Origin of the sequence: Micromonospora sp. M71_S20 (assembly GCF_003664255.1) — a bacterium.
In the GTDB taxonomy this organism is placed as follows: domain Bacteria; phylum Actinomycetota; class Actinomycetes; order Mycobacteriales; family Micromonosporaceae; genus Micromonospora.
Window position 1 is genome coordinate 1 of record NZ_RCCV01000004.1, and the last position, 25,596, is coordinate 25,596.

The 25,596-nt window shown below is 68.3% G+C and carries 22 protein-coding genes and 3 pseudogenes; 17 read left to right on the forward strand and 8 right to left on the reverse strand.

All coding sequences use genetic code 11. From position 1 onward, the window contains the following. Nucleotides 1-274: 274 nt before the first annotated feature. The 4 genes from DER29_RS29390 to rfbB form a co-directional block, all read right to left on the reverse strand. On the reverse strand, nucleotides 275-991 hold the full coding sequence (locus DER29_RS29390) for a hypothetical protein (protein WP_121400949.1): 717 nt from the start codon (nucleotides 989-991) through the stop codon (nucleotides 275-277). Nucleotides 992-1,092: 101 nt separating this feature from the next. Continuing rightward, nucleotides 1,093-2,217 carry a DegT/DnrJ/EryC1/StrS aminotransferase family protein gene (locus tag DER29_RS29395; RefSeq protein ID WP_121400950.1) on the reverse strand — a complete coding sequence of 375 codons (1,125 nt, stop codon included), beginning with the start codon at nucleotides 2,215-2,217 and terminating at the stop codon, nucleotides 1,093-1,095. Next, nucleotides 2,214-3,224, reverse strand: a complete 1,011-nt coding sequence (locus tag DER29_RS29400) for an ATP-grasp domain-containing protein (RefSeq protein WP_199729601.1) — start codon at nucleotides 3,222-3,224, stop codon at nucleotides 2,214-2,216. The genes DER29_RS29395 and DER29_RS29400 overlap by 4 nt, the downstream gene beginning before the upstream one ends. Nucleotides 3,225-3,240: 16 nt before the next feature. Further along, nucleotides 3,241-4,317: a dTDP-glucose 4,6-dehydratase gene (gene rfbB / locus DER29_RS29405; RefSeq protein ID WP_233600234.1), complete on the reverse strand. Its 1,077-nt coding sequence runs from the start codon at nucleotides 4,315-4,317 to the stop codon at nucleotides 3,241-3,243. Between the two features lie 207 nt (nucleotides 4,318-4,524). Here rfbB and DER29_RS29410 point away from each other — a divergent pair, with 207 nt between their 5' ends. Together DER29_RS29410 and DER29_RS29415 are read left to right on the forward strand one after the other, a co-directional pair. Further along, on the forward strand, nucleotides 4,525-5,856 hold the full coding sequence (locus tag DER29_RS29410; RefSeq protein WP_199729602.1) for a transcriptional regulator: 1,332 nt from the start codon (nucleotides 4,525-4,527) through the stop codon (nucleotides 5,854-5,856). Next, nucleotides 5,856-6,389 carry an NUDIX hydrolase gene (locus DER29_RS29415; RefSeq protein WP_121400952.1) on the forward strand — a complete coding sequence of 178 codons (534 nt, stop codon included), beginning with the start codon at nucleotides 5,856-5,858 and terminating at the stop codon, nucleotides 6,387-6,389. The genes DER29_RS29410 and DER29_RS29415 overlap by 1 nt, the downstream gene beginning before the upstream one ends. Nucleotides 6,390-6,702: 313 nt before the next feature. On the opposite strand, the gene DER29_RS29420 is transcribed toward DER29_RS29415, so the two are convergent. Together DER29_RS29420 and DER29_RS29425 are read right to left on the reverse strand one after the other, a co-directional pair. Beyond that, nucleotides 6,703-7,182, reverse strand: coding sequence for a GNAT family N-acetyltransferase (locus DER29_RS29420; protein ID WP_121400953.1), 480 nt, complete (start codon nucleotides 7,180-7,182; stop codon nucleotides 6,703-6,705). Next, nucleotides 7,179-10,289, reverse strand: a complete 3,111-nt coding sequence (locus DER29_RS29425; RefSeq protein ID WP_233600235.1) for an orotidine 5'-phosphate decarboxylase / HUMPS family protein — start codon at nucleotides 10,287-10,289, stop codon at nucleotides 7,179-7,181. The genes DER29_RS29420 and DER29_RS29425 overlap by 4 nt, the downstream gene beginning before the upstream one ends. Before the next feature lie 127 nt (nucleotides 10,290-10,416). On the opposite strand from DER29_RS29425, the pseudogene DER29_RS35685 reads away from it, so the two are divergent. From DER29_RS35685 to DER29_RS34315, 4 genes and pseudogenes are all read left to right on the forward strand, one after another. Continuing rightward, a pseudogene (locus DER29_RS35685) lies at nucleotides 10,417-10,724 on the forward strand (transposase); the annotation flags it as partial. 271 nt (nucleotides 10,725-10,995) lie between these two features. Beyond that, the gene (locus tag DER29_RS34310; protein ID WP_158619092.1) at nucleotides 10,996-11,196 is read left to right on the forward strand and encodes a hypothetical protein; all 201 of its coding nucleotides are present in this window, start codon (nucleotides 10,996-10,998) and stop codon (nucleotides 11,194-11,196) included. Nucleotides 11,197-11,250: 54 nt separating this feature from the next. Beyond that, entirely contained in the window at nucleotides 11,251-11,529 is a 279-nt protein-coding gene (locus DER29_RS29440) for a hypothetical protein (protein WP_121400954.1), read from the forward strand. Continuing rightward, nucleotides 11,526-11,732, forward strand: a pseudogene (locus DER29_RS34315) (aminoglycoside phosphotransferase); the annotation flags it as partial. The gene DER29_RS29440 and the pseudogene DER29_RS34315, both read left to right, overlap by 4 nt. A 50-nt stretch (nucleotides 11,733-11,782) precedes the next feature. Here the strand turns inward: DER29_RS34315 and DER29_RS29450 are convergent. Next, nucleotides 11,783-12,558, reverse strand: a pseudogene (locus DER29_RS29450) (transposase family protein). Nucleotides 12,559-12,699: 141 nt separating this feature from the next. Continuing rightward, entirely contained in the window at nucleotides 12,700-13,401 is a 702-nt protein-coding gene (locus tag DER29_RS29455) for an MFS transporter (protein WP_148710123.1), read from the reverse strand. A 116-nt stretch (nucleotides 13,402-13,517) separates the two neighbouring features. Here DER29_RS29455 and DER29_RS29460 point away from each other — a divergent pair, with 116 nt between their 5' ends. The 11 genes from DER29_RS29460 to DER29_RS29510 all read left to right on the forward strand — a co-directional run bounded on the left by DER29_RS29460 (nucleotide 13,518) and on the right by DER29_RS29510 (nucleotide 25,521). Next, on the forward strand, nucleotides 13,518-14,219 hold the full coding sequence (locus tag DER29_RS29460; RefSeq protein ID WP_121400957.1) for a phosphotransferase family protein: 702 nt from the start codon (nucleotides 13,518-13,520) through the stop codon (nucleotides 14,217-14,219). Nucleotides 14,220-14,994: 775 nt separating this feature from the next. Beyond that, nucleotides 14,995-17,523, forward strand: a complete 2,529-nt coding sequence (locus tag DER29_RS29465) for an ATP-binding protein (RefSeq protein ID WP_121400958.1) — start codon at nucleotides 14,995-14,997, stop codon at nucleotides 17,521-17,523. Continuing rightward, entirely contained in the window at nucleotides 17,523-17,936 is a 414-nt protein-coding gene (locus tag DER29_RS29470; protein ID WP_121400959.1) for a roadblock/LC7 domain-containing protein, read from the forward strand. The genes DER29_RS29465 and DER29_RS29470 overlap by 1 nt, the downstream gene beginning before the upstream one ends. Nucleotides 17,937-17,959: 23 nt before the next feature. After that, nucleotides 17,960-18,493, forward strand: coding sequence for a hypothetical protein (locus DER29_RS29475; protein WP_121401431.1), 534 nt, complete (start codon nucleotides 17,960-17,962; stop codon nucleotides 18,491-18,493). Between the two features lie 36 nt (nucleotides 18,494-18,529). After that, nucleotides 18,530-19,861 (forward strand): ABC transporter substrate-binding protein, encoded by a 1,332-nt coding sequence (locus DER29_RS29480; RefSeq protein WP_121400960.1) that lies wholly within the window; start codon nucleotides 18,530-18,532, stop codon nucleotides 19,859-19,861. A gap of 18 nt (nucleotides 19,862-19,879) precedes the next feature. Beyond that, a complete protein-coding gene (locus DER29_RS29485; protein WP_121400961.1) occupies nucleotides 19,880-20,695 on the forward strand; it encodes a trans-aconitate 2-methyltransferase in 816 nt (271 codons plus the stop codon). A 31-nt stretch (nucleotides 20,696-20,726) separates the two neighbouring features. Then, nucleotides 20,727-21,605, forward strand: a complete 879-nt coding sequence (locus tag DER29_RS29490; protein ID WP_121400962.1) for a branched-chain amino acid ABC transporter permease — start codon at nucleotides 20,727-20,729, stop codon at nucleotides 21,603-21,605. Continuing rightward, the gene (locus tag DER29_RS29495) at nucleotides 21,602-22,594 is read left to right on the forward strand and encodes a branched-chain amino acid ABC transporter permease (protein WP_121400963.1); all 993 of its coding nucleotides are present in this window, start codon (nucleotides 21,602-21,604) and stop codon (nucleotides 22,592-22,594) included. The genes DER29_RS29490 and DER29_RS29495 overlap by 4 nt, the downstream gene beginning before the upstream one ends. Next, nucleotides 22,591-24,090 (forward strand): ATP-binding cassette domain-containing protein, encoded by a 1,500-nt coding sequence (locus DER29_RS29500; RefSeq protein ID WP_121400964.1) that lies wholly within the window; start codon nucleotides 22,591-22,593, stop codon nucleotides 24,088-24,090. The genes DER29_RS29495 and DER29_RS29500 overlap by 4 nt, the downstream gene beginning before the upstream one ends. A gap of 199 nt (nucleotides 24,091-24,289) precedes the next feature. Then, nucleotides 24,290-24,652, forward strand: coding sequence for a hypothetical protein (locus DER29_RS29505; RefSeq protein WP_121400965.1), 363 nt, complete (start codon nucleotides 24,290-24,292; stop codon nucleotides 24,650-24,652). A 113-nt stretch (nucleotides 24,653-24,765) separates the two neighbouring features. After that, entirely contained in the window at nucleotides 24,766-25,521 is a 756-nt protein-coding gene (locus tag DER29_RS29510; RefSeq protein WP_121400966.1) for a class I SAM-dependent methyltransferase, read from the forward strand. Nucleotides 25,522-25,596 lie beyond the last annotated feature (75 nt).

A 25,596-nucleotide genomic window follows, 5' to 3' on the forward strand; every position in this document is an offset into this window, starting at 1 on the left:
GATTCGATGAGCTGGTGATGCTGGCGGCATCGCGGTTGCTCCGTTCGACGGTTGCTGGGGGCGGGCCGGGCGGGTCGTTATATGAGGCCGGGCAGTGAGCTGTTCCGAGGGCCGCTACGACTGCACCAATGCGATCGGTGCTCAGTGTCCGACCCTTGCGCATTCTGGTTCGCGGGCCGCCGTCACGATGTGCACCCGTACGTGGCCGGCTTGACGGTATGCGGGCCCGGCTCGCTGTGTGCCGCGTCCTCGGTTCAGCGAGCCGGGCAAGAGGTCAAAGACTGTCGAGGTAGCGGCGTAGCCGCTCGGCGAGCTTGCGGGGCGGGTAGGGGTTCTTGAGCGGCCGGTAGCCCTCGCCGTGGCGTGGTTTCTCGGTGTAGACATCCGACCCGTCGCGCTGCCAGCTGCCGATGATCACCAGCGTGCTGACCGGCCGCTGGGTTTTGACCGGTGCCACGCGATGGAGTTCAGTCAGGTCGAAGGTGTAGTACGTGTTCTCGGCGAAGGTGGCGTTCAGGACCGGGGCGAGCTTGACGGTGGTCACGGCGCTGTTGTCGTACGCGAAGCTGCCGCCGAGCTGCCACGGGTAGTGCAGATACGGCGAGCCCTCGTCCGACTGCCGATAGGTCTGAAAGTTCAGTGCACCGGACAGGAGGCGGGAGCCGAAGCTCCAGGCGTGGTTGTGGATGTCTTCGGTAAGCAGCGGTGCCTCCGGCCACCACACGTGCAGTCGGACGCGGTGGCTCGGGTGGCTGTTCTCCAAGGGGATGGAGTCGAAGCCGTTAGGGTGCGCGAAGGATTGGTGGGCGATCTCCGCCAGGTGGTCCTCGTCGTTGAGGATCTGCTGGATGGTGTCCACGGCCCAGGACGGCAGGCCGGGGTCGGCGACGAACTCTCGGATGGCCGACAGCTGGTTCACCGGTTGCGCGGCGAGCCGTTCCAGTTCAGCCGCGAATCCGGGAGGGAGGACCTTGGCCGCCGTGGCGATCAAAGGCGGGGGGAGGTGGTGAGTCGAGGACAGCATGGTGACGTCCGTTCGTGGGTGAGGGCCATGAAGGGGCCAAACCGAGGGGTGCCGTGCGAGTACCGGCGTCAGCCAGCGAGGGCGTCGTGCAGAGCGGCTACGACTCGGTCGATGTCGTCGGAACTCAGCGAGGGATGGAACGGCAGGGTGAGGATGCGCTGGCCGATCTCCTCGGTGGCCGGCAGGCTGGTCGTCCACTGTTCGAAGGCCGGCTGGAGGTGGTTGGGCGGGTAGTGGACACCGACTCCGATTCCTGCGGCCCGCATCTGGTGGAAGATCCGGTTGCGGTCGGGTATCTGCACCACGCAGTTGAACGGGACGGTGTGGTCGATGTCGACGTCGGTAAGCTCGACGTTGGGCAGGTCAGCGAGAGCTGCGGCATACCGGTGCCATAGCTGCTGGCGGATCATGCGTGCCTGATCGAAGTTGGCGAGCTGCACCGAGCCGATCGCGGCATTCATCGATTGCAGGTGAGCCCGCACACCGAAGCCGATGACGTCGTACGTGGTGGCCTCGGCTCGTTGGGCGAGGGTCTGGGCGATGCCGGTGGTCCGCATCCGGCGCAGCTTTTCGGCCTGCTCAGGGGTGCGGGGTACGATCGCGCCGCCTTCGCCGCAGGTGAGGTTCTTCATCGGGCCGAAGGAGAAGCACGTCATGATGCGTCGGTTGGTGCCGACCAGCCGCCCGTCGAGGTTGGAGCCGAAGGCTTGCGCCGCGTCCTCGATGATGTGGATGCCGCTGTCGTTCAGATGCTCCTGGATGCCGGTGAGGTCGACGGCTCGGCCGGAGTAGAGCACGGGCATGACTGCCCTGGTCGTCGAGGTCACTGCGGCGAGGATGTCGTCGGCGCGGACGCAGAGGCTGCTCTTGTCGACCTCGATGAATACCGGGTTGGCGCCGGTGGCGATGATTGCTTGGATCGTGGAGCAGAACGTTAGCGAGGGGACGATCACCTCGTCGCCGGGGCCGATCCCGGCGGTGAGCAGTGCAAGCTGCATCGCGACGGTGCCCGTGGCGACGCAGACGACGTCGGGAACGCCGAGGTAGTTGGCGAGGTCTGTCTCGAAGCGTTCGGTGATCGGGCCGTGGCCGTAGTGCCCGGCGAGCAGAGCGTCGGTGACGGCCTTGATTTCGGGTCCGTACAGGATGGGGCCGGCGTTGCGGCTGGCACCGCCGGGGAGTGCGATGGTCATCGGAGGCCTCCGTTGGGGCTCGGCGATGGCACGGGAGATGGGATCGGCCGGGTAGCGGCCAACGGCGTGGGGCCGGCGACGATCGTGTCGACGTACTTGATCAGGTGAATGTCGGGGGTGTAGCGGAGCCGGTCGTGGTTGACGGCCCGGCCGAACATGCCGTTGAGGAACTGACCGATGAGATCGGCGCCGGCTGCTTCGCTGATCGGGAACGCGCCGGCGATCCGCCCGTTGACCTCGGTGATGAGGACTCGGCCTGGGTCGTCGGTGAGGAATCCCTGGACGCAGCACAGTCCGGTCATGCCGAGGGCGGCGACGGTGGCGGTAACCGTCTTGGCCACCTGGTCGTCGTGGAAGGTGCGCGCGGCCACAGACAAACCGTTGCGGACTGTGAGCCGGTGGCGGGTGATTGCCGAGACGTTCCCGTCGTGGTCGATGAGGCAGTCGGCGGTGAACTCCGATCCGGAGATTCGTTCCTGCACGAGTGGGTCGTCGACCAGTTCGCACAGTACGCGCGCCTGGCGCACGGTGTGGCAGATGTGCAGGCCCTTGCCGCCGTGGCCCCGTCGGGGTTTGACGACCAGATCGATGCCTTCGGGGATCCGGTCGAGTTCGGCTGGCAGCCACGTGCGCGGTGTCGGGACGCCGTGCAGGCGGGCCAGCCGGTGGAACTCGGCTTTGTCGTGGCAGGCGGTCATCGCTGCGGGCGAGGGGAGCCAGGTCCGTACGCCGAGAGCATGGAGTTGGTCCCGCAGCTCGACGAGCCGCAGAATCTCGCTCTCGTCGGTGGGAATGAGCGCTGCCGGGCGTTCTGACCGGCAGATGTCGAGTAGGGCGCCGGTGTATCGCGCGTCACGGCTGGGCGGAACCACCCGGGGGGTGAGGCCGGGCAGGAACAGTCCGGCGGCGAGCGGATTCGTGTCAGTGCCGATGACCTGGTAGCCGGCGAGGTGCAGGACCCGCGCCAGGTCGAAGCCGGGGGCGCCACCGACGGCGGTGACCAGCAACGGCCGATCGGTGAGGTCAGCCGACATAGCCGTGCCCGTTCGCGCTGGCACCCATCGCGGCCAACTGCGGGGTGTCCCACCGGTCGCAGTTGTCGCGGTACCACTGCACGGTCTGGGCCAAGCCAGCCGTCAGCTCCCATGTCGGGTGGTAGCCGAGGTCAGCGCGGACCTTGCTCGAATCGATGGAGTACCGGATGTCGTTGGAGAGACGGTCCGGGCCGTACTCGACACGATCCCAGGTCGCACCGACCTCGGCGAGAAGCAGAGCTGTCATCTCTTTGTTCGTCAGGTCGGTGCCGCCGCCGATGTTGTAGGCCTCACCGGGCAGTCCTCGGCGCATGACGAGGTCGATGCCCTGGCAGTTGTCCTCTACGTGCAGCCAGTTGCGCACGTGCTGGCCCCGGCCGTGCAGAGTCACGTTCTGACCGGAGAGCAGCCGGGTAATGAACAACGGCACCAGCTTCTCGTGGTGCTGGCCGGCGCCGTAGTTGTTGACCGATCGGGTGATGCACACCGGCACCCCGTAGGTATGGAAGTACGACATCGCGATCTGCTCCGCAGCCGCCTTCGACGCCGCGTAGGGAACCGTCGGGCACAGCGGGTCGTCCTCGCGGGCCGTGCCGGTGCGCAGCGGGCCGTACACCTCGTCGGTGGAAACGTGCACGAACTTGTCCACCCCGTACGTGCGGGCCGCGTCCAGCAGGTGGAAGGTACCCACCACGTTGGTCTGGACGAAGGACCCGGCATCGCCGAGCGACCGCGTCACGTGCGACTCGGCGGCGAAGTGCACGACGATATCGCTGTCGGAGACCAAACCATCGATCAACGCCCGATCGTCCAGCGTGCCCTTGACGAACGTGACCCGGGAGTCATCCAGCACAGGACCCAGGTTGCCCAGGTGCCCTGCATAGGTGAGCGCGTCAACCACGGTAATCGTGCTGTCGCCGGCGGCGAGCAACCGCTTGACGAAATGCGAGCCAATGAACCCCGCACCGCCGGTGACTAGAACCCTCTGCACTGTCCTCTCGTTGGGGGTTTGCGCCGTCCTCGCACCCACCGCCTCCGCGGCCGGCATTTGCACCGTCATGTGCATGACCCTTTCCTCAACTGATGTGGAGAACCGGCGGTCGCGGTGGCCGAGCCTCCCTGTGCGTCGGCCACCGCGCCGATACGTCGACGGTATGGAGCAACACCGATGGCAGGCAGCGTGTGTTCCCGGCGGCAGGTGCGACGGATTCACACAGGGTGTGAGTAGCCCACACCCCTACGCCCGCAGCGCTGCTGTCTCTAGGCTGAACAGATGACGGAGGCGAACATCCTGCTCGATGCTCTCCTCGACCGCGCCGCTATGTCCCACGCCAGCCTGGCCCGGCACCTGAATGCACTCGACACGGCGCTGCGCTACGACCATGCCTCCGTCGCCCGGTGGATCCGCGACCAGGCCATCCCCCGTCACCCGGTGCCGCTGCTGATCTGCCGGATCATCGGTGACCGGCTCGGTACCACCGTGACCTTGGCCGACATCGGCATGGCGCCCGACCATGACCACGAACCGGCGACAGTGGCGGGGCTGATCGAGCGGGCCGCCGCCGTGTGGCGCGGTGACCAGAAAGGCCGCCACCCCACCAAGCCGTTGATCGGCGCCCAAGCCACCGCACCGTTGTGGGAGTGGGAGCATCCACCCGACAACGACAACCTCACTCGGACCGGGCCCCGGCGTGTCGACCCGGTCGACGTCATCCGTCTGCGGCTCGCTCGTACCCGCTACCAGGAGATGTATCGGCGCGTCGGTGGCCTACCGGTGCGAGCCCGCGTCGTAGACACTCTCACTGGCCAGGCCGCGCCCCTGCTGCGCGCCGCCTACGACAACAGCCGCGGCCGGGACCTCTTCCAAGCCGTCGCCGGACTCGCCGCGCTTGCCGGTGTCTGCGCCTACGACGCCAACCGGCAAGCCCTGGCTCAGCGCCACCTACTCACCGCGCTGCGGCTGGCCAAAGCCTCTGGCGATCGCGCGCTCGGCGCCTACATCGTCGCCGTCATGGCTAACCAGGCACTCCACCTGCGCGAACACCGGCTCGTCGTCCAGTACACCCAAGCCGCCCTACGCGCCAGCGGCCCCGCTATCTCCCACGCCTTGGCCGCCGACCTGCATGCCCTCGCAGGCAAGGCATACGCCCGCATGCACGACACAACCAGCAGCCACGACCACCTCCGCCGCGCCGAAGCCCTCGCCGTCCGTCTCGACCCCAGCTCCGGGCCCGTGGAAGTGTCCTACGTTCAACCCGGCCTGATCGAAACCCAAGTCGCCGAAGCCCTCCGCCGCCTCGGCGATCTCACCGCCGCCCGTAGCTACGCAGACGAATCCGTCCGCACCGCCACCACCACCCACCTACGCGGACAGGTCCACCGGCACGCCGGCCTCACCCTCGTCCTCACGGCCCAAGGCGACCTCGAACATGCCATCGCGACCGGCCACCGCATGCTCGACCGGCTTACCGGCATGGAATCCGGCAGGCTCGCCGACCGTATCCGGCAGGTCACCACAGCTCTGAAGCCACACGCAACCCAACCTGCCGTTGCCGCGTTCCTCGAACGAGCACACCACCACGCCGACGACCCGACAGGACCCTGATGCGCTGGACGATCCACTCCGAACGGACCCTCTACCAAGACCCATGGGTCCACCTCGCCAGCGCCGACGTCGAGCTACCTGACGGCCGCCACCTCGACCACCGCCTCATCCGCACCGCCGCACCCGGCGCCGGCCTCGCCATCATCATCAACGAAAAAGTGCTCCTAATCTGGCGGCACCGCTTCATCACCGACACCTGGGGATGGGAAATCCCCCAAGGCAGCATCCGACCAGACGAGACGCCCCCAGCCGCAGCCGTACGCGAGGCACAAGAAGAGACCGGATGGCGCGCCGAAGGTCCGATCACACCGCTGCTATACGTCCAACCCTCCCCCGGACTACTCACCAGCGAACACCACATCTACACCGCGACCCACGCACAACACCTCGGCGCACCCGAGGACCACCACGAAAGTCAATCAGTTAACTGGATCGCCCTCACCGAAATCCCTCACCTCATCGCCAAACGCGACATCGTCGCCGGAACAACGGTGGCCGCTCTTTGCCTCCTGCTTCACACGCGCACTAAATAGGCTGCTACCTATTGCGGACGTCGCAAGCGATGCCGGCTGCGTCACGGGCTAGCCATTCAGATAGAATCGCAGGAAACGGTACCGCAAGGGCGTATCCGGCAATGCGCCGCTGGTGATGCCGCTGGCATCAATCCCGCCCTTGCTTTCGCTTCGCCGCTAACGAAACAACTATGCTGGCGTCAGGCCGCCAGTTGTCGTCGGGAGAATTCCCATTCTCCACTATTCCATCAATCGCGTTGTATGGGGCGTCAATCGTCCACCTCGACCGCAGGTTGGTGCGGCACATGGCCTGTTGGTGTACGCCCAGGACAGGTCACGGTTCAAGTTGACGTTCGTACACCGAACGGTGTTTCCCGGGCCCCTTGTAGTCGTGGGCTACGGACACTCCTTGCTCGACGGCATCGCCAGGGAGGTTGGTAAATCCCAAGGCGAGCCAAGCCCGATGCGCAGCGCCGTTGTCAGGTTCCGAGGTGAGGTAGAGGCGTCGGCATCCCCAGAGAGCGCCTTGGCCTTGGACTTCCTTCACGAGCGCCCGCGTGACCCCTTGCCGACGGTGACTGGGGTGCGTCATGACGTCCTGTAGGTAGATCTCTGACGGGTCGACCTGGCTGCGGAAGGCGATCACGCTGCCGACGACCTGCCCGTTGACGATGGCGAGTGGACAGGTGTTGGCGAACAGCGTGGCGTACAGCCAGTAGTCCGATGAGCCCCGCAGCCTGATATGTGGCTCTCCCAGCGCGAGCAGTTTTTCGAGGTCGGGGATGCGGTCGACCGTGAGCGAAGTGATGATCATGATCGGTGTCCTTCGGCAAGCTCGATCGATGCGGCGAGGTCCCGTGCGGCGACGGCGGGGTCCAGGGAGTCGGTGACTCCGCGACCGACGACGAGGATGTCCCAGGAGCGTCGTCGGCTGGCTTCGACGTCGGTGGGTTCGAAGCCGCCGGAGACCGCGACCGGCAGTTTGGTCCACGACCTGATCAGTTGCGCCTGGTCGAGGGGGTGGAAACCGGCTACGCCCAGGTCGATGTTCGTGGTGATGGCGAAGCCGTCGACTCCCGCGCGTTCCATGTCCTGGACCCAGCCTTGATTCAGCCGGCCGGTGGGGACGTCGATGATGACGGGGACGGCGAGGCGCTTGCTGGCCTCGACGGCTGCCGAGACGCTGGCGATACTGGCGGGTCCGATGAGTAGCACGACGTCGGCTCCGGCCTCGGTCGCGAGGACCACCTGGTCGCGTCCCCAGTCTGCCGACATCATCTCAGCGACGATCCATGCACCTGGTGCTTGTTGCTTGACGGCGCTGATTGCCTGGACGCCGACGCTCTTGATGAGCGGGTCGCCGATCTCGATGAATCGCACGCCAGCGGTGACGGCGGCCTGCGCGACGCTGATGGCGTAGTCGATGTCGCGGACATCGAGTGCGACCTGGAGTGCGCGTCGGTCTCGGAGACGGCGGAAGGCTTCCTTGCTGATGCCTGCGGTCGTGATCGTGCTTGTGTCATGTCCGTCGAGCAGGTTGGCTTCGGTGCGGACGAGCCAGTCGGTTGAGGTGCCGCCCCGGCGAATCAGGGCGGATTTGACATCCGGAGGGAGCCGTAGGGCACCGGTGCGGGCTTCTCGAAGTAGGCCGAACAGGGCACCACGAGCTGAGTCTTCGTCGTGGATCGGTTGTCTGCCGGACTTGAGTAGAAGCCGCTGTGCGGCGACTCGGACGTTTCGAGGGCCGTGTCGCCAGGCGTCCTGGTTGCTGATGACCAGGTCGGCAGCGGAGTCGTCGTGCCCGGCTCGGGCGGCGAGCCCTTGGAGGAGGCGTTCGCGGACGTGCCAGTTGCGGTCGTTGAGGAGAGTGGTGAGCAGGTGTTTCGTGCCGGATGCGGTCGAGCGGCCGACAGTGTCGGCCACGGCGGCGCGAACCTTGTAGTCGCGGTCCGCGACCAACGCTTCCAGGACCTCGGTGATCGTGTGGAGCGGGACAGCACGGCCTGCTCGGATTCCTTCGACGAGGGCGGCGCGGGCTCGCCAGTCGGGATGGGCCAGGAGTGCCTTCAGCTCGTGAGAACTGCCGTTGTCGGTGGCGAGGAAGACGTGGAAATGCCGGGCGATGAACACCGCATCCTCTACGGCGTCGAGTTGTGCGAGGCGAACGAAGTCGTGGACAGCGGCGATGGGTAGCTGCCTCTCGACGCACGCCACGATGTCGGACCAGACTGTCGGGCCGAAGCGGCGCAGCACTCGGAGCATCCATCGGGGGTACTCCGAGCCGAGGGCTGTGGCGGCTGCGCTGGTGTGCAGGAGGGCTCTGGCGAGGGGAAGCCCATTGTCGTGTAGGCACCGTGAGGCGCATACGCGCAGCACCTCGGCGGTGGCGAAGGCGGGGGCATCGCCGGTGAGTTCGAGCATCATCGGCAGCGTTTCGGTGATGCTGACCGATGGTGACTGGGCGACGGCGGCCAGCAGCTCCGGTGTCGTGGCGTCCAAGCCCTGCAAGGCGAATTCGAGGACGCCTCGCAGGTCGCCTGACTGGTTTGTGCGGGTGGCCAGGTCGTTGAGCAGCTCGATGGTGACGGTCGAGCGCCCCTGGGCCTCGATGAGCTGGGCGAGCCAGCGTGCGAAGAGGAACTCGCGAATGACGTCGTGATAGAACGTCAGGCCGCTGGTCGGTCCGGACCGCACGAGCCCTGTCGCCGAGGACGCGGTGACATCATCAGCATTGTCTGAGTCGGCTTGGATCGGGGGGAGCAGGTGGTGAGGCCATGCTGCGGCGAGCTGCCGTCGCGCAAGGGCGGTCAGGGCCGCGGTGGCGCGTTCGACATCCAGGCCTGCGGCTTTCAAGATCGAAGCGACGCAGAATTCCACGAGCCGGTAGGCGTTGGTTTCTCCGAGCGGTTCAGTCGACTTGGCGGCCCGGATGAGGCTCATGTACAGCGGCAGACGCACCAGGTTGCGGATCTTCGCGGGTAGCGTGTCGAACGAGGGCTCGCCCTCGTGCCGCCGGGCGTTCCACACCTGCCGAGCGGTGCCAGTGTCCCAGCGTCCGAGCGGTAGCGAGGCACCAACGCCGGGATCCTGACCGGGGACGACCGCTGCCGCCAGGACGGGATAGGGCGCGAGCTCGATTTCCGGTGGCGTACGCAGCACGAGGAGAAACCGCAAATTCTTCGAGAGCACCTGCCGCAGCGTGGCGTCCAGTTGGCGGCAGACCTTGTCGACCACAGCGCGGGACTGCGGACTGTCGATGACGACCAACAGCGGCCGGGACAGGCTCTGGCTCTCGTCTTCCAGAGTCAACAGGGGATCCTCGCCGGCTGGCAGGGAACCGTAGCGGAGGATCTCTCGCGCCAGATCGAGGTCCCCACTCCACGAGTCCGTGGTCAGCAGCTGAACATCCACACCGGGAACCTGCGCCGCCAGGTGGCGGGTGAAGCTGGACTTGCCGCAGCCCGGGGGACCGGTGACCAGGAAGACGCGGGAGGTCGAGGCCAACAAGTCCGCCACCAGCCGCTGGACGTCGGCCGGCGGCACATAGCCAAGGTCGTCGGGATGCTGGACACCGAACGCCGCGAGCACGGCAGCGGTCCGTTCTCTGGTGCGGGTACCGAGGTCTTGCCCTGTCGGCTGAGGGCCGTCGACGGGTGGCGGCGGTTGGCTTGGCACGGTAGCGGCTGCCGCCTGGAGGGCCTGAGCGAAGCGCTGCCTGACCTCGGTCGATGCCCGTGCAAGGTCGACGTCGAGCATCTGCTGGGTCTCGTAGCGCATTCGGCTTGTGGCGCCGCGTTTTTCCCAGTTGGAGACAGCCGTCGGAGTGAGCCCCAGGTGCTCGGCGAAGCCGCGCACGCTCATACGCAGCGCCAGGCGCAATGCTTTCGCCTCGCGGCCCGTCCACCGCCGTACCGTCTCCACGGGTATCCCCCAGGCCATGCACTCAGCGTCAAAGCGACTATCCGCTGATCAGTTTGCACGATGCCCCAGCGACATGGACACGCGACTGCGTGTCCGGCCGGTTCGGGGGTGGGCCAGCCTGACCCGGTCACACCCTGGACGAGTCCGCTCCGAAGCGGCGTTCGCCGCGCTGGCCGGTGCGGCCCCTACCGGCCTCGTCAGGCAATACCATCCGACACCGGCTCAGCCCGCGGCGGTGACCGACGCCTGAGCCGAGCGCTCTACACCGTCGCGCTGGTCCGCATGGGCCACGATGCCCGCACCCGCGACTACGTCACCCGCCGCACCAGCGAGGGCCGCACCAAACGCGAGATCATGCGCAGCCTCAAGCGCTACATCAGCAGACAATTCTTCCGGACTCTGAATGGCGCCAACCCAGCCATCCCCCCCACTTGACAGCTATAGAAGCATCTCATTGGGTGCATGTGACAAAACGCGCCCGTCCTGGAGCTGCCTCGTGGGGAGGGCCCTGGCCTCCCACCCGTCGCCCTTTCGGGGGAAGGCCGTGAGCGCCTGGCTGCCACCATGAGCATCACCGTCGCGCAGGCGTGAAATCGACTCAGCAGTTTTTCGGAAATGGAATTAAATGGTTGGATTGGGTGCGGCGTATCACGGTTGCGGCCAGGGCGAGTGCCGACGATAGAGTGCGGCGGGCTGAGTCAGGAAGTTGTCCGAGGCAGAGGCCGCTTGCGCTGATCATCTGCCGCAGTGGGCCGTGGTGTTCGGGACCGACGGCTGGGTTTTTGAGGAGTTCACGCGCGGCGTTGGCATCCTGTTCCTGGAATACCTCTGTGGCCAGCCGATCGATCACGGCGGCTGCGGCGGCTGTGGGAAGGTCGGGGGAAAGGTCGAGGGCGGTGAGGATTAGTCGGGTGCGAAATAGCGAGAGTCCGGAACCGAGCGCCATATTTGATGCGACGCGGTGCGCTGGGTCACCGACGCGATCAACGCCTTTGGCCCACAGAACACGCGCAGCACCGTCCTCAACCAGGTCGGTTTGGCCAGCGCGTACTTCCTGGCAGACGCTCCCGACCTAGCGATGCACGCCGGCAACACCGCCCAGAAACAGGCCGAGACGCTGACCTCGCCGCGCGTGATTGAACGGATCGCCAACCTACGTCGAGACGCCACGCAACACATGCATTTGCCGGAGGTCGCCGACTTCATACGGGCTCTGCCTCGACCCACCTCAGTCGCATGACAGGCGCAGATGGCCGGTTCACCGCAGCGGCGATGCGGCGTGCACTTGCGAACATCTCCGGCCAGCTCGGCGTCGATGACGCGGACGCTCGTTTGTTGAGGCTGACGAACAACGCCGTCTTCGCGTTGCCGGCCGCCGGGCTGGTTGTGCGAATCACGCGCACGTATCGGTTGCACGCACGCGTGCACAAGGTCGCGGAGCTAAAGGATGTCTCGTAACCCAGTGAAGGCGTTGCCTGGCAACGGTGCTGGTGTCACCCCGCGAGGATGATGTTGTGGAGATGGGCGATGCCGGAAGCGGTGTCGGTCAATGTGCTGGCGGCGCGGCGGTAGTCGCGCAGGATCTTGAAGCACTTCATGCGGGCCAGGGCGTGTTCGACCTGCGCGCGGACGGTGCGGTGTTGCTTGTTCAGCTCCTTCTTCCACTCGGGTAACTCGCTGCCGTCGGCGGGCTTGCGGTACGGGATGATCACGTCGGGGTTGCCGCGGTAGGCACCGTCGGCCATGACAGGCCGTCCGGCCAGCTTCTGGTCGATGCCCGAGGTGCGGTAGACGATGGTGTCGTTGCGGTTGCCGGGTTGCGGGTCGCCGAGGGCCACGACGAGGCGGGTGTGGGCGTCAATGGCGACCTGCAGATTCGTGCTGTAGCGGTAGTTCTTGCTCGGGGCGGCCAGCCGGTGGTCCCGGGTCGGGACCAGGGTGCCGTCGACGATGGTGACCTGGTCGACCCGACGCCGGCGCCCCGGCGCCAGAGCGAGCAGGGGTCCGACGGTGTCGATGACCCGGTGCGCGGCGGAGTGCGACACCCCGAACAGCGGGCCGATCTGCCGCATCGTCAGGTTCGTGCGCCAGTACGCGGCGACCAGCAACACCCGATCGGCGAGGTCAAGCGACCACTGCCGGCCCGGCCGTCAGCGATCGCGTCCCCGCCACGCTCGGCGACCAGCCGCACCAGCCTGCGGAACTGGGCGGGCTGCAGCCCGGTGAACGGAAAGATCCACTCCTGGCGGGCCGCCGAAATCACCTGCACCCCCGACATGATCCACCATGGACCGATCCCCGAGTTACGAGACGTCCCTTAGATGCGGACGACAAGGCCCGGGGGCGGCAGTCGGTGTGTGGTGCGGTCCCTGCGGTTGGAATGTGACGGTGTGTACACCGCCTGGCGAGGTCAGGACCGACGGAGGCGTCGCTTACGCCGTCGCCGCCGGGCTCGACTACCTCCGGTCTCGGAAGCCTCGCGCGGCTGGCGCACCACGACCCTGGGCTTCAGCGGTCGTCCAGCGAGCATGCAGGCCACGGCGGTCATGGTGAAGGCCACGAGCCAGATGAACACCCCGGAAGGACCATCGACGTCGTCCGGCAGGCGTGGATCGACCAGGCCCTCCGGGTCCCGTATCACCGTGACCCGCGCGCCGACCTCGCCTTCGGGATTGTGGCTCGCACCGATCTCCGCGCCCGGCCACACGCCCAGCTCGCCGGGAATGCGTGTCCCCTCCGGATCCGCCAACGCGTAGTAGAGGTGGCGCCCCTTCTCCCTACCGTCGCGTACCTGCGTCACGGTGGCCTCGACCCGCTTGCCGCGCGCTTCGAGGACGGCGGTGTAAAAGCCCATCGCGCTGGCGAATATGAGCAGCCCGGACAAGAGCCACGCCAGGCACAGCATGCCCATGCGGGGAGGTTGTGCGGGGGCGGTCACGAGCGCCGCCGCCATCAAGGCGAGGCACCACAGGATCGTGCCCGGCAGGGCCGCCACGTCGGCGCGGATCCACGTGGTCGCGACCAAGGCGCCGCCGGCTGCCGACACGACGGTCAACACGCCCAGATACTCCGCGCCGAGCTGATTCACCGGCCGGAAATCGCGAATCAACACGAGCCGAAGTGTAGAGCGCCAGTACAACGCTGCACGGCGCGCGGGATTCGCTTCGCCGGCCGCTGGGTGGTGCAGTTAACTGAGGTTAGCGGTGAGTTACGAGACACTCCTTAGGTGTGTGGTTCGAGGAGGTCAATGCACCGACCATCCGGCTCGCCGCCGGTATTGACCAGCCTGTTGCCGGCGGGGATCTGCTCGCCACTGTGTGGCGCTACGTCGCACCGCAGGAGCCTCCTCCCGACGCCGGTGACCTCGGCGTTACGCTGCGGGCGTTCCATGGCCTCGGCGTCCCTCCGCTGCACCTGCCCGTGTGGGATCCGATCGACGACGCTCGGCGCCGGCTCGACGACGCCGAAGGGCTCGCCGACGGTGACCGAGACTATCTGCTCGCCTGGTGCGACCAGCTTGAACCTCGCCTTCAAGAGTTCGCGGCGGGCGTCGAGCCAGGACTCGTGCATGGTGACGCGCACGAGGAAAACTTGCTTCGCGACGTTTTCGGCAAGGTATTGCTGTTTGACTTCGATGCGACCTGCATCGGACCGTGGCAGGTCGACCTCGTTCCGCCTCCAGCGAACGAAGTTCGGTTCGGTCGTACTGATGGACACCGCAAACTGGCAGCCGCCTACGGTTACGACATCACTCAGGATCCATCCTGGCCCTTGTTGCAAGAAGCACGTGAACTGAAGATGATCGCTGCGGCCGTACCGCTGCTGTCCAGTGCGCCAGGCGTGGCTGACGAGTTCCAGCTACGGCTGCGATCAGTTCGCACCGGCGACACCGGCATGCGATGGACCGCGTTTGGCGATCTCCCACGCTGATGCCGCGGCCTTCCCAATTGACTACTGTGGCTTTAGCGACGCCGAGATGCTCGGCGTAGGCCCTGATGCTCATCCGCCACGCTTGACGAAGCACTGCTTCCTCTCGGCCTGTCCAACGCTTTACGATCGCCACCCCGGCTCCCTTCTCGTGGCGTGCTCTTGTAGGTATCTCCTCTGATTGAAAATGCGACGGCTTCCGCATCCTTTTGCTTCATTCACTGTCCCGGTGCACAAATTCTCGGTAGCCGGCGGCGTTGACAAGGCGCAGTTTCCGCAGTAGGGAAAGATTAAATCGCCTCTGAAGTGGATCCGTTTGCTCGTGCGTCTTGCTGCGTGGAGAGCCTGAGTTTCCTGGCCAGTCCATTTTGCAGTCATTGTGATGGGGCTGTCTCCCAGTGTAGGTCGGCGGACGCGTTCTTGATCATGACTGGCAGGGAGGCAGACTGGTACAAGACTAGTACAAGGCTGGTGCATCCTCCGGTTCCAGTAAGGCTGTCGGGCCGGCATGATCTTCATGGATGACGTGAACGTTCAGGTTGGGCTATGGAGCGCTGAGCGGGATTGTCGGCTCAGGCGGTGATCTAGCGCTGCGACAACGGATGATTGCGGTTTTGGTCAGCCGAATTATCGGCCGAGTGGCCAGCGTTGCCACTATCGGCTTTTCCAGGATGTGGCGACTCCCCGCGCTGCGAGCACTGCGAGCGGGGCTCCGGTAGTGACCATCCTGGCCGTCAAGGCCAGCAAGGTTGATTACCAGCAGAAACCAGGGGGAAGGGTGACGAGTTTCGAGAGCACTGCGAGACAGGGCTCCCGCGTGAGGACGCGTCGACTGGTCGACTGGCCCGTTCGGCTCAAGGCGGCACTGATCGTTGTGCCGATCGCGCTGGCGGCAGTGCTCTCGACGGGATTCGGTCTCTGGTCTTCGGTCGCGGAGGCAAGCATGGCGCAGCGCGCTGGGGACATGTTCGCCGCGGGTGGGGCCGCTGCGGAGGTGACGCAGCGGCTTCAGGTTGAGCGGATCGCTGCGGTGGGCCTGCTGCTGCCGGGCTCGACGGTCACTCCAGCCGCTTTCGAGCGTGCGGTTCAGGACACGGATCGTGCGGTGTCTCGGTTTCACGAGCAGCGTGACCGGCTTGATGACGTGCCGGAGTCTGTGCGACTGGTGTTGACCAGGGTGGACGCCGGCTTGGTGGACGTGGGGGCGCAGCGGCAGCGGGTGCGAGGCGATGGGCTGGTGTCGTTGTCGGCGGTGGCCTTCGGTTACCGCGGGGTGATTGCTGATCTTGATGACTTGCTGCCCGCGGTGGCGCAGAGCGGCGTTACTCCTCAGCTCGCTGACGAGATGCGCGCGGCGGTGGCGTTGTCGCGGGCTCGGGAGTCGGTGGGTCAGCAGCAGGTGGCGGTGTTGCAGGCGTTGGCGGCTAGGCGGTTGACCCCGGCGCTGCATGCCGAGATCGTGGCCGCCCGGTCCGCGCAGGACGAGGCGTTGCGTGAGTTTGACGCGTTGGCGCGGCCGTCGTGGCAGGCGTTGCTGGGTCGGACGCTGACTGGCCTGGACGTGCTGGCCGCCGTGCGGCTGGATGGGGCGGTGTCCGGCACGGGCGTGTATGAGCCGGTCCGGTTGGCGGGCGGCGCTGAGCAGTGGAGCCGCGTGATGACCACCCGGGCGGACCTGCTGGCCCAGGTGCAGTCGACCGTGAACGGTGACATCGAGGCTGCCGCTGATGACCTGTGGATGGAGCAGGTTCGGTCTGCCGCGCTCCAGGCCGCTGTGCTGATAGTGATGCTGGTCGTCGCCGTGGTCACCGCGGTGCGGGTGGCGCGGTCGCTAATCGGCCAGTTGTCGTTGTTGGAACAGGGTGCACGGCGAGTCGCGGACGTGGAGCTGCCGAGCCTGGTCAGACGGCTGCGGGCGACATCGGATCCTGCGTCGGCGCGTCGGTTGGCCGATGGCGCCGGTGGGGTGGCGGTGCCGGTCGTCGGTCAGGACGAGGTGGGCCGGGTCGCGGGTGCGTTCAACCTGGTGTTGCGCTCTGCGGTGGACGCGGCAGCGGATCAGGCGCAAAGTCGCGCCCTGGTCAGCGCGATGATCACCTCAGTCGGGCGGCGAGTGCAGGCGCTCACGGAGCAATTGCTGAACAGCATCGATCTCCTGGAGCGGGACGAGGAGGATCCGGATCGGCTGGCGATGGCGTTCAAAGCTGACCAGCTGGCGACTCGGTTGCGCCGCTTTGGGCTGAACCTGCTGACCGTCGCCGGTGGTGGCCTGGGACAGCCGCAGCGCGAGCCGGTGGAGTTGGGCGACCTGGTGAACGCCGCGTTGTCAGAGACCGAGGGGTTCGCCCGTATCAGGGTTGAGCAGCTGGTTGGGGTCGAGATCGATGCTCGTGCGGTCAATGCGGTCAAGTCCATCTTGGCGGAGCTGTTGGACAACGCGACCCGCTTCTCCGCTGACCAGGTGCGGGTGTCGTCGGGGTGGACGGGGCGTGACCTGCAGATCCTTGTGCTCGACTCCGGTCTCGGGCTGGGCGCGGAGCAGTTGGATCGTGCCAACGCGTTGCTGGCGAGCCCGGAGGTGGAGGTCACGGTCACCGACCAGATGGGCCTGGTCGTGATCTCGCGGCTCGCCCGCGAGTTCGGGGTCCGTGTGCGCCTGAACTTGACCCGACCGACTGGTATCACGGCTGAGGTGACCGTGCCGGCTGAGTACGTGACCCGTGTTCATGTGCGCGAGATTGTGGTGCCCAGCCAGGTTCAGCGCCACGCCCGTCCCGAACTCGTGCCAGCATCCCACCCGGTTGCCCCGGTGCAGCCTGTGGTTCCGGCGGTGCCGCGGACTGGCGACGGCTGGGCGGGCCCGACCCGGCCATTGCCGACGGTGCCGGCGCCACCGCCGGACGTGACGGTGGAGTTGCTGCCGGTGCGCCGTGAGCGGGCAGCACGGTCGTTGCCGGCGGGCCGGTCCCGTCCGGCGGACACTCCGGTGTTTCGTGAGGTCGCGGCCCGCTCGCCGTGGTTGTGGCCGCAGACCGACGACGCAAGCGCGTTCCACACTGCCGCTGACGCGGGCTGGCAGGCGGCGGCGTCCACCGCTGAGCCGGCCACGGATGGGCTTACGGCGTCTGGTCTTCCTCGGCGTCGCCCCCACGCGCACGTGGTGCCGGGTGGGCTGCCATCGCAGCGCGCCGGCTCCGAGTTTTCCGCACCGATCGATCCTGCGGCGATTCGCGCGCAGGTCGCCGGAACGATGCGTGGCCTGCGGGCCGCGTCTGTCACTCCTCCCCTCGCGACAGGAGAACGCTGATGAGCGTCACCACTACTGCCACACCCCGTAATCCGCAGCTTTCGACTGTGCTGGACGGGTTGGCGCAGCAGATGCCGGCCGTGGCGCACGTCGTCGCGGTGTCCGCGGATGGGCTGTTGCTGGCCAGCACCTCCGGCCTGGAGATTGACCGGGGCGACCAGCTCGCCGCGATCGTGTCCGGGCTGGTGAGTTTGGCCCGCGGTGCCACCGATCTGCTGCTGACCGGGGGTGTGCAGTTCCAGCTGCTGATGATGGCCGACGGGATCCTCGTCGTGCAGCAGGTGCCCGACGGCACGTCGCTGGCGGCGCTGGCCCGCGTCGACTGCGACCCGTCGCTCGTCGCCTACCAGCTGGCGGCGCTCGCGGCACGCATCGGTGAGCAGGCGAGACCGGGACCACGCGTGGCGGGCTGACCCAGGTGCCGGCGGTGACGAGCATGGACTTGGACCCGAGCGTGATTGACGGTCATGCCTCGGCGGTCACGGTTCTGGTGACCGGAGGCCCGGGGACGGGCAAGACCTGCTTCCTGCGGGCCGCGAGCCACGGCCACTTGGTGCTGGCTGGCCATCCGGGCAGCGTGTGGGAGGCCGGCTCCGCCACCCTGCCCACCGGCGTCACCGTCACCCTGCGCACCACCCCCGATCAGCGGCGCTGGTGGTGGATGTGGGACCAGCTCGCCACCGGCGTGTTCGGGGCTGTGGTGCTGGTCGACTCCACCCGCTTGGCGGCCTCGTATCCGGCGCTGGACTACCTCGACGCCCGCCGTCTGCCGTACCTGGCGGCGATCAACCGGCCCCTCGGTGGCGCGCGTAACCGCCGGGAGATCCGCGAGGCCCTGCGGGTCGCCGGGCGGGTGCCGGTCCTGACCTGCGACGCCACCGAGCCTGCCTCCGTCTTGGACGTCCTGCACCACCTCATCACCTCCATACCCGCCAGCTGTCACCCGCCTTCGACGCCCCTTCCTTCCTGACCAGCAATGCACTTGGACGAAAGGACTCCGACTCCCGTGACCCCTCAAAGAACCACCCGCCGGGCTCGGTGGCGCCTGGCTTTGGCCGCCGCCGTCGCTGCCGTGCTGCTCGCCGTCTCCGGATGCTCCGGGTCGAGCCTCGGCGGCTCGGACACCGCTGGTGGGGAGATCCGCATCGGCTTGATCGTGCCGAAGTCCGGTCCGTACAAGGCGATTGGCGATGACCAGGCGGCCGGGTGGCGGCTGGCGCTGGAGAAGCTGGGCGGCAAGCTCGGCGGCCGACAGGTGAAGGTGATTGAGGCCGACGAGGGCGACGGTAAAGCCACCGCGCTCGCGTCGGCGCGCAAGCTGATCGAGCAGGACAAGGTTCTCGCCTTGGTCGGCGGGGGCACCGCGGACACGGTGCAGACCTTGTATCCGTTGTTGAAGGAGTCCGGGGTGCCGCTGATCGGCACTGGCGGCCGGCCCTCCACGGTCGCCGATCCGACGTACCTGTGGTCGACGTCGTGGTTGAGTCAGGAGACTGGTGCGTCGATTGCCGGCTACCTGCGGCAGAAGGTCGGCGAGGGCCGGGTGTGGGTGATCGGCCCGGACTACATCGGCGGACGCGACCAGATCGGCGGGTTCGTCGACGCGTTCCGCAAGGCGGGCGGGAAGCTGGCCAACCCGGGCGGGGAGCCGACGTGGACGCCGTGGGCGCCGGCCCCGACCACTGAGTTCTCCCCGTACCTGACGAAGATCAAGAACTCTGGGGCGGCAGCTGTCTACACCTTCTACGCCGGCGCGTCCGCGATCGAGTTCGTCAAGCAGTACCGGCAGTACGGCGTCGATGTGCCGCTGTACGCCTCGGGGTTCCTCACCGAGGGCGCGCCGTTGGCGGCGCTGGGCGCGCAGGCGAAGGGCGTCTACACCGCGCTGAACTACTCGACGACGCTGGACAACGCGGCCAACCGGGACTTCGTGCGCCGCTACACGGCGGCCAACGACGGGCGCCTGCCGAACCTCTACCACGTCTGTTCCTGGGACGCCGCCCTCGTGCTGGACAAGGCCATCGCCGAAGCGCTCGCCCGCCCGGATGCCCCGGCGGCCACTCCCACCGCCACGACGTCACCGGTTTCCGGTAGCCCTGCGGCGGCCAGCTCCGCCGCGTCGGCCGCCGCGGCCGACGCGGCGGGCGGTGAGCTGACCTCGCGGTCGCTGCTGGCGGCGCTGTCGCGGGTCGGGTCGATCGACTCACCCCGGGGCCCCTGGCAGTTCGGACCGACCAACCACACACCCGTGCAGGCGTACTACCTGCGCGAGGTCGCCCAAGACGGGCAGGTGTGGGTCAACCGCACCGTGCAGACGCTCACCACCCTCGGCTCCTGAGAACGAAGGACAGACACGATGACCACGACCACCGCCGGCGAGCAGACCGCCGGGTACATGTTCGACAACGCCACCGACGAAGCCAAGAACCAGCTTCGCCACCTCGGGGAGATCCTCGACGCCGGCACCCGCCGGATCCTGGTCGAGGACGGCTTGGCGCCGGGCTGGAGCGTCACCGACGTCGGTGCCGGGGCGGGCACGCTGACCGCCTGGCTGTCCGACCAGGTCGCCCCGGGCGGGCACGTCACCGCCGTGGACCTCGACCCCCGCCACATCCCCACCGGCCCCAATATCACTGTGCGGGCTGGGGACATCCGGCACCTGAAGCTGGAGGGCTTGCAGCAGGCGGTCGTGGCGCGGCTGGTGCTGATGCACCTGCCCGAACGTGAGCAGGTCCTCGCCCAACTTACTGAAGCCCTCGCTCCGGGCGGGGTGCTCGTGGTGGCCGACTGGGACTGCACCTGGCGAGACATGATCCGCCGCAGCCCCAGTCCTCGGGCCACCGAGCTGCTCGAACAGTTCCAGGACGCCCTGCTCGCCTTCGGCGAGTCGCGTGGGGCGGACATGGGCTGGGCCAAACGGGCACCGGAGGCGATGCTGCGCGCCGGCCTGGTCGACGTCACCAGCCACATCGAGTCCCGGTCGTGGCGCGGCGGCACCGGCATCTGCCTGCTGCACCGCTCCAACTCCATCCAGCGCGAGGCGGAACTGCTCGACGCCGGCATGACCCGCGAGGACCTGACCGAGCTGCGGGAGGTGCTGATGGACCCGGAGTTGGTGCTGTCGGGCTACCTGATGCACACCACCGTCGGCCACCGCACCGCCCGGGCCTGACCGGCAGACCCAGAGAGAAAGGGGGAGTGCCGTGGGCTGGAGCGGGCTCGTCAACGCCTACACGATCACCGCACTGGATGGTGTCGCGTACGGGTTGCTGCTGTTCACCATCGCCGCCGGGCTGACGTTGATCTTCGGCGTGGCCGGGGTCTTCTCGATGGCTCACGGCACTCTCTACCTCGCCGGTGCCTACCTCGCCTGGCACCTCGCCGACGGCGGCTGGACCGGCCTCGCCCTCGCGCTGGCCGCCGCCGTGCTGCTCGGCAGCCTCGGGGGAGCAGGTCTGGCCGCCGCAGTGCGCCCGCTGACCGATCGGCCCCTCGATCAGGTGCTGGCGACCCTCGGCATCGCCTACATCGCCGCCGACCAGTTCAGCACCGTGTTCGGCGCCGAGCCGCGCTCGGTCGACCCACCCCGGGCGGTCGCCGGCTCGGTGAGCCTGAGCGGCTTCCAGTACCCGGTCTACCGGCTGCTGTTCATTGCAGTCGGCCTCGCGGTGGTGGTGTTGTTGTTCTGGATCGTCGAGCGGTCCCGCACCGGAGCGATCGTGCGCGCGGTGGTCGCCGATCCGGGCATGGCCGCCGCCACCGGCCTGCGCACCGGCATCGTCCGGACCGGGGTGTTGGTGGGTGGGGGAGTCCTCGCCGTGACCGCCGGGGTACTCGGGGCGCCCGTCATCGGCCCCTCGCCGGGAGTGGACACCACCATCCTGGTCTACTCACTGATCGTCTGCGTCGTCGGCGGCCTCGGCAGCATCCGCGGCGCCCTGCTCGCCGCCCTCGGCGTCGGGCAGATCCTCACCCTCGGCGTCGCCCTCGTCCCCGGGGCCGCTGCATTCGTTCTCGCCGCCGCGATGCTCGCCGCGCTCACCATCCGTCAGCGCACCGCACTGCCGGGACGGCCCGCATGACCACCACCCTCACCCCCGCCCCCGCGTCCACTGGCACCCCGGCCCGCCGGCCGGTTCGGCTGCCGTCCTGGGCTATACCGACGCTCGGGGCCCTAGGCCTGGCGGCGGCGGTGGGACTGCCGTGGTTGGTCAACGCCTACCTGATCTCCCTTGCCGCCACCGCCCTGGTCATGGCCGTGCTCGCGATGAGCACCCAACTCCTGTCCGGGCTCGCCGGGCTCGCGCCGCTGGGACAGGCCGCCTACCTGACCGTCGGCGCCTACACCGCCGCGAGCATCGCCATGCTGACCAGCCTCGGCACGGTCCAGCTCTTCGCGGCTGCCGCCGCCGGGGCCCTCGCCGCCGCGGTCACCGGCCTGCTGGCGGTGCGCGCCCGGGGCACCACCTTCCTCATGGTCACCTTCGGCTTGGGTGAGCTCGTCCACGCCGCCGCGAATCAGTGGGCACCGGGCGGCAGCGAAGGCGTCCACACTACGCCTGTCGTGGCGCTGCCCGGCCTGACCGGGATGGTGCGGCCCGGCTGGGTGTACCTGTATGTGCTGGCCTGCACCCTGCTCATCGGCGTCGCCGTCGCCCTTGTTGTCCGGAGCCGATTCGCCCTGCTGCTGCGCGGCATTGCCGCCCACGAGCCACGGGTGCAGGCGGCCGGGCAGCATACCGGCCGGCTGCTGCTGGCCGCCTACGTGCTGGCCGGGGGGATCGCCGGTGCGTCCGGAGCCCTGTTGGTCGCGGTCACCCGGTACGTCTCGCCCGCCGACGCGGCCATGGGCGTCTCCGCCCTCGCCCTGGCCGCCGCGCTGATCGGATCCGGCAGCATGATCGGCGCCTGCGCCGCCGCCATCCTCCTCGTCGCCGCCCGCGACTGGGCCGGCGGACTACTCGGCGGCCACGGCCCCACCCTCCTCGGCCTGGCATTCCTGCTGCTGGCCTACCTGCCCCGGCACCGCCTGGCCGGCCTCACTACCCGACTCCCCGGGAGGCGGACATGAGCGTCCCCCTGCTACGCCTGGAGGCCGTCAGCCGCTCCTACGGCGCCCGCCGGGCTGTCGACGAGGTCAGCGTCGACCTGCCGCCCGGGGCCCGGCACGCGATCATCGGCCCCAACGGCGCCGGCAAGTCCACGCTGCTGCACCTCATCGCCGGAACCCTGCGCCCCACCACAGGCCGCATCCTCTACGCCGGCCACAACATCGGCCGCTGGCCTGCGCACCGCCGGGCCCGCGCCGGGATCGCCCGCACCTGGCAACACCCGGCGCTGGCCCGCCCACTCACCGCCGTGCAGAACGTGCTGCTCGCCGTGCCCGGGCAGCGCCTCGCCGCGCTGCGCCCGCAGCCGCGCGCCGCGATCGCCGCCCGCACGGCGCTGGCGCAGGTCGGCCTGGCCGCACACGCCGACCGGCCCGCCGGCCAGCTCGCCTACGGCGACCAACGCCGCCTGGAGATCGCCGTCGCGCTCGCCGCCGGGCCCCGGCTACTGCTGCTCGACGAACCCTCCGCCGGCCTCGCCACCGACGAGATCACCCGCCTTACGCAGCTGATCCGCGCACTGCCCGCCGACATCGCCGTGCTGCTGGTCGACCACAACCTCGACTTCGTCGCCGCCGTCGCCGACACCGTCACCGTGCTGCACCACGGCCAGCACCTCGCCACCGGCACCCCCGCCGACATCCGCGAACACCCCGACGTGCGCCGCGCCTACCTCGGCACCGATGCTCCCACCACCCCAGCCCCGGCCACGGCCGCCGCCACGGCGGTCGGTACGCCGGTCCTGCGTGTGCGGAACCTGGGTGCCAGCTACACCGGGGCGCGGGTGCTCACCGACGTCACTCTCGACGTGCGGGCCGGACGGGTGACCGCCGTCGTTGGCCGTAACGGCGCCGGCAAGACCACCCTGATCAACACCATCGCCGGCCTACACCCGAGCGAGCCCGGCACCGAGATCGTCCTGAACGGTCACCCCGTCACCGAGATCCCGGCACGGCGCCGGGCCCGTGCCGGCATCGGCCTCGTTCCCCAGGGCCGCCGCCTGTTCGCCGGACTCACCGTCGATGAACACCTCGCCCTGCCCCGACCGCACCCCACCCGCCGCAGGACCGTCAACGCCCGCCAGGTGCTCGACCTGTTCCCCGCACTCGCGCAGCGACGCCATCACCAACCCCACCAGCTCTCCGGAGGCGAGCAGCAGATGCTCGCCCTGGCCCGCGCGCTCATCGCCGCCCCCGACGTGCTGCTACTGGATGAGCCGTCCGAGGGACTCGCGCCCGCCGTGGTCGGGCAACTCGCGGCGATCATCATCAGTCTCGCCGCCGAAGGCGTCGCGGTCCTGCTCACCGAGCAGCACCTTGCCCTGGCCTGCCAGGTCGCACATGACATCGCCGTGCTCGACCGGGCTCGCATCATCCGCCAACTCGCCACGACCGACATCCGCGCGTACCCGACGGAACTGCACGACCTGCTCACCGTCCCGACCACCACACCGACATGACTACGAACCCTGACCATCACCGACGCGGCGAGGCCACCCCTGTGCCTCGCCGCCGTCCACCCGGCACGGTGGCCCGGCCGCGCCCGGTGGACACCGCCGCCCACACGGCACACCCCGTAGCCGGCGGCGGGGGGTGGTTGGCGACGGCGACCCCGTCGCCAACCACCCCACCTCTCGACGACGTCCGGACGGTGACGCCGTGACCGGCGACGACACCAGCCTGTGGCTGCTCACCGACCTGGCCACGTGTACCACCTGCTGGCAGACACTCCAGCCCTACGCCGCCACCCCACGACGCCGCTTCTACGTCTGCTTCTGCTTCACCCTCTACAACGCTGAACACCTGGAGGCCCTCGTCGTCGGGCACGCCGCCGCCCACGACCGGCGCACCGCCACCGAACGACCCCTCATCACCTACTACCGGTGGCACCAAGCCACCCGAGCGGACCTGCGCCAGCACCTCGTCCGCATGGTCGACCAGGTCCTCGTCCACACACCACACGCCGTCGACCTGCGCTGGCACACCCACGTACCCACCGCCACCGCGGCCTACCAACCATGACCCGCAAGAGCCTGACCATCGCTGCCGTGCTGGACCGGCAAGTTCCCGCGATGACCACCTGAGCACCTGATGCCGCCGGCATCACCAACCACGCCGACACCCGAAGGATTGCCATGACGACCACACTGCCGGCCCGCCCCGGGCCGATACACCAGCTGCTCAACCCGAGCATCCACACTCTCTTGGACCGTCTGGACATCAAGACCAACCAGCGGGTACTGGAGGTCGGCGCCGGTGCCGGCGAGATCACCGCCCGTCTGGTGCAGCTCGTCGGCCGCTACGGGGCCGTCACCGCCGTCGACACCGACACCAGCCACCTGACCGGCACCCCCGTCGTCGACGTCCAGCAGCGCGACCCGAACCGCGACCTCCTGCCCGGCCAGGCCGACAGCTACGACCACATCGTCGCCCGCTGGCCCCACGGCACCCTGCGCGACCCGGCAGACGTGGTCGAGCAGATGATCACCCGGCTGCGTCCGGGTGGCTGGCTCGTCCTTGCCGACATCACACCGAACGCGCCCCGGGTCTACCGCAGCCCCGACGACGAGTCCCTCACCCTGATCTCCACCGTCATGGGCCAGGTGCAACGCGCCGTCACCGGCTGGTATGGCGGAACCTGGACCGCCGCTCCCGAAACCCTGCTCCTGGACCACGGCTTGGCGCAGCACTGCATCCACGCCGCCACCGAAACCTGGACCGGAGGCGGACCCGGATGCCGGCTACTCGCCGACATCGTCACCCACCTACATCCCACCCTGACCGACATCACTCAGGAGGACGCCGACCGATTCGTCGGCCTCATGGCCGACCCCCGCGTACTCCTGGGCTCCTACGAACGCCGGGTCATCCACGCCCGCGAGCGCACCTAAGGGCGCGTGAACCATGACTCACCTGGCCCTACCGGCGCGCCGACTCCTGGGCGCACTACTCGGCGGCAGCCTCGT

Excerpts from the sequence above, each read along its gene's own strand:
- DER29_RS29395 (WP_121400950.1), bottom strand. The coding sequence starts at position 2,217 with ATGACCATCGCACTCCCCGGCGGTGCCAGCCGCAACGCCGGCCCCATC.
- rfbB (WP_233600234.1), bottom strand. The coding sequence starts at position 4,317 with ATGCACATGACGGTGCAAATGCCGGCCGCGGAGGCGGTGGGTGCGAGG.
- DER29_RS29410 (WP_199729602.1), top strand. The coding sequence starts at position 4,525 with ATGACGGAGGCGAACATCCTGCTCGATGCTCTCCTCGACCGCGCCGCT.
- DER29_RS29415 (WP_121400952.1), top strand. The coding sequence starts at position 5,856 with ATGCGCTGGACGATCCACTCCGAACGGACCCTCTACCAAGACCCATGG.
- DER29_RS29420 (WP_121400953.1), bottom strand. The coding sequence starts at position 7,182 with ATGATCATCACTTCGCTCACGGTCGACCGCATCCCCGACCTCGAAAAA.
- DER29_RS29470 (WP_121400959.1), top strand. The coding sequence starts at position 17,523 with ATGAGCGTCACCACTACTGCCACACCCCGTAATCCGCAGCTTTCGACT.
- DER29_RS29475 (WP_121401431.1), top strand. The coding sequence starts at position 17,960 with ATGGACTTGGACCCGAGCGTGATTGACGGTCATGCCTCGGCGGTCACG.
- DER29_RS29485 (WP_121400961.1), top strand. The coding sequence starts at position 19,880 with ATGACCACGACCACCGCCGGCGAGCAGACCGCCGGGTACATGTTCGAC.
- DER29_RS29495 (WP_121400963.1), top strand. The coding sequence starts at position 21,602 with ATGACCACCACCCTCACCCCCGCCCCCGCGTCCACTGGCACCCCGGCC.
- DER29_RS29500 (WP_121400964.1), top strand. The coding sequence starts at position 22,591 with ATGAGCGTCCCCCTGCTACGCCTGGAGGCCGTCAGCCGCTCCTACGGC.
- DER29_RS29510 (WP_121400966.1), top strand. The coding sequence starts at position 24,766 with ATGACGACCACACTGCCGGCCCGCCCCGGGCCGATACACCAGCTGCTC.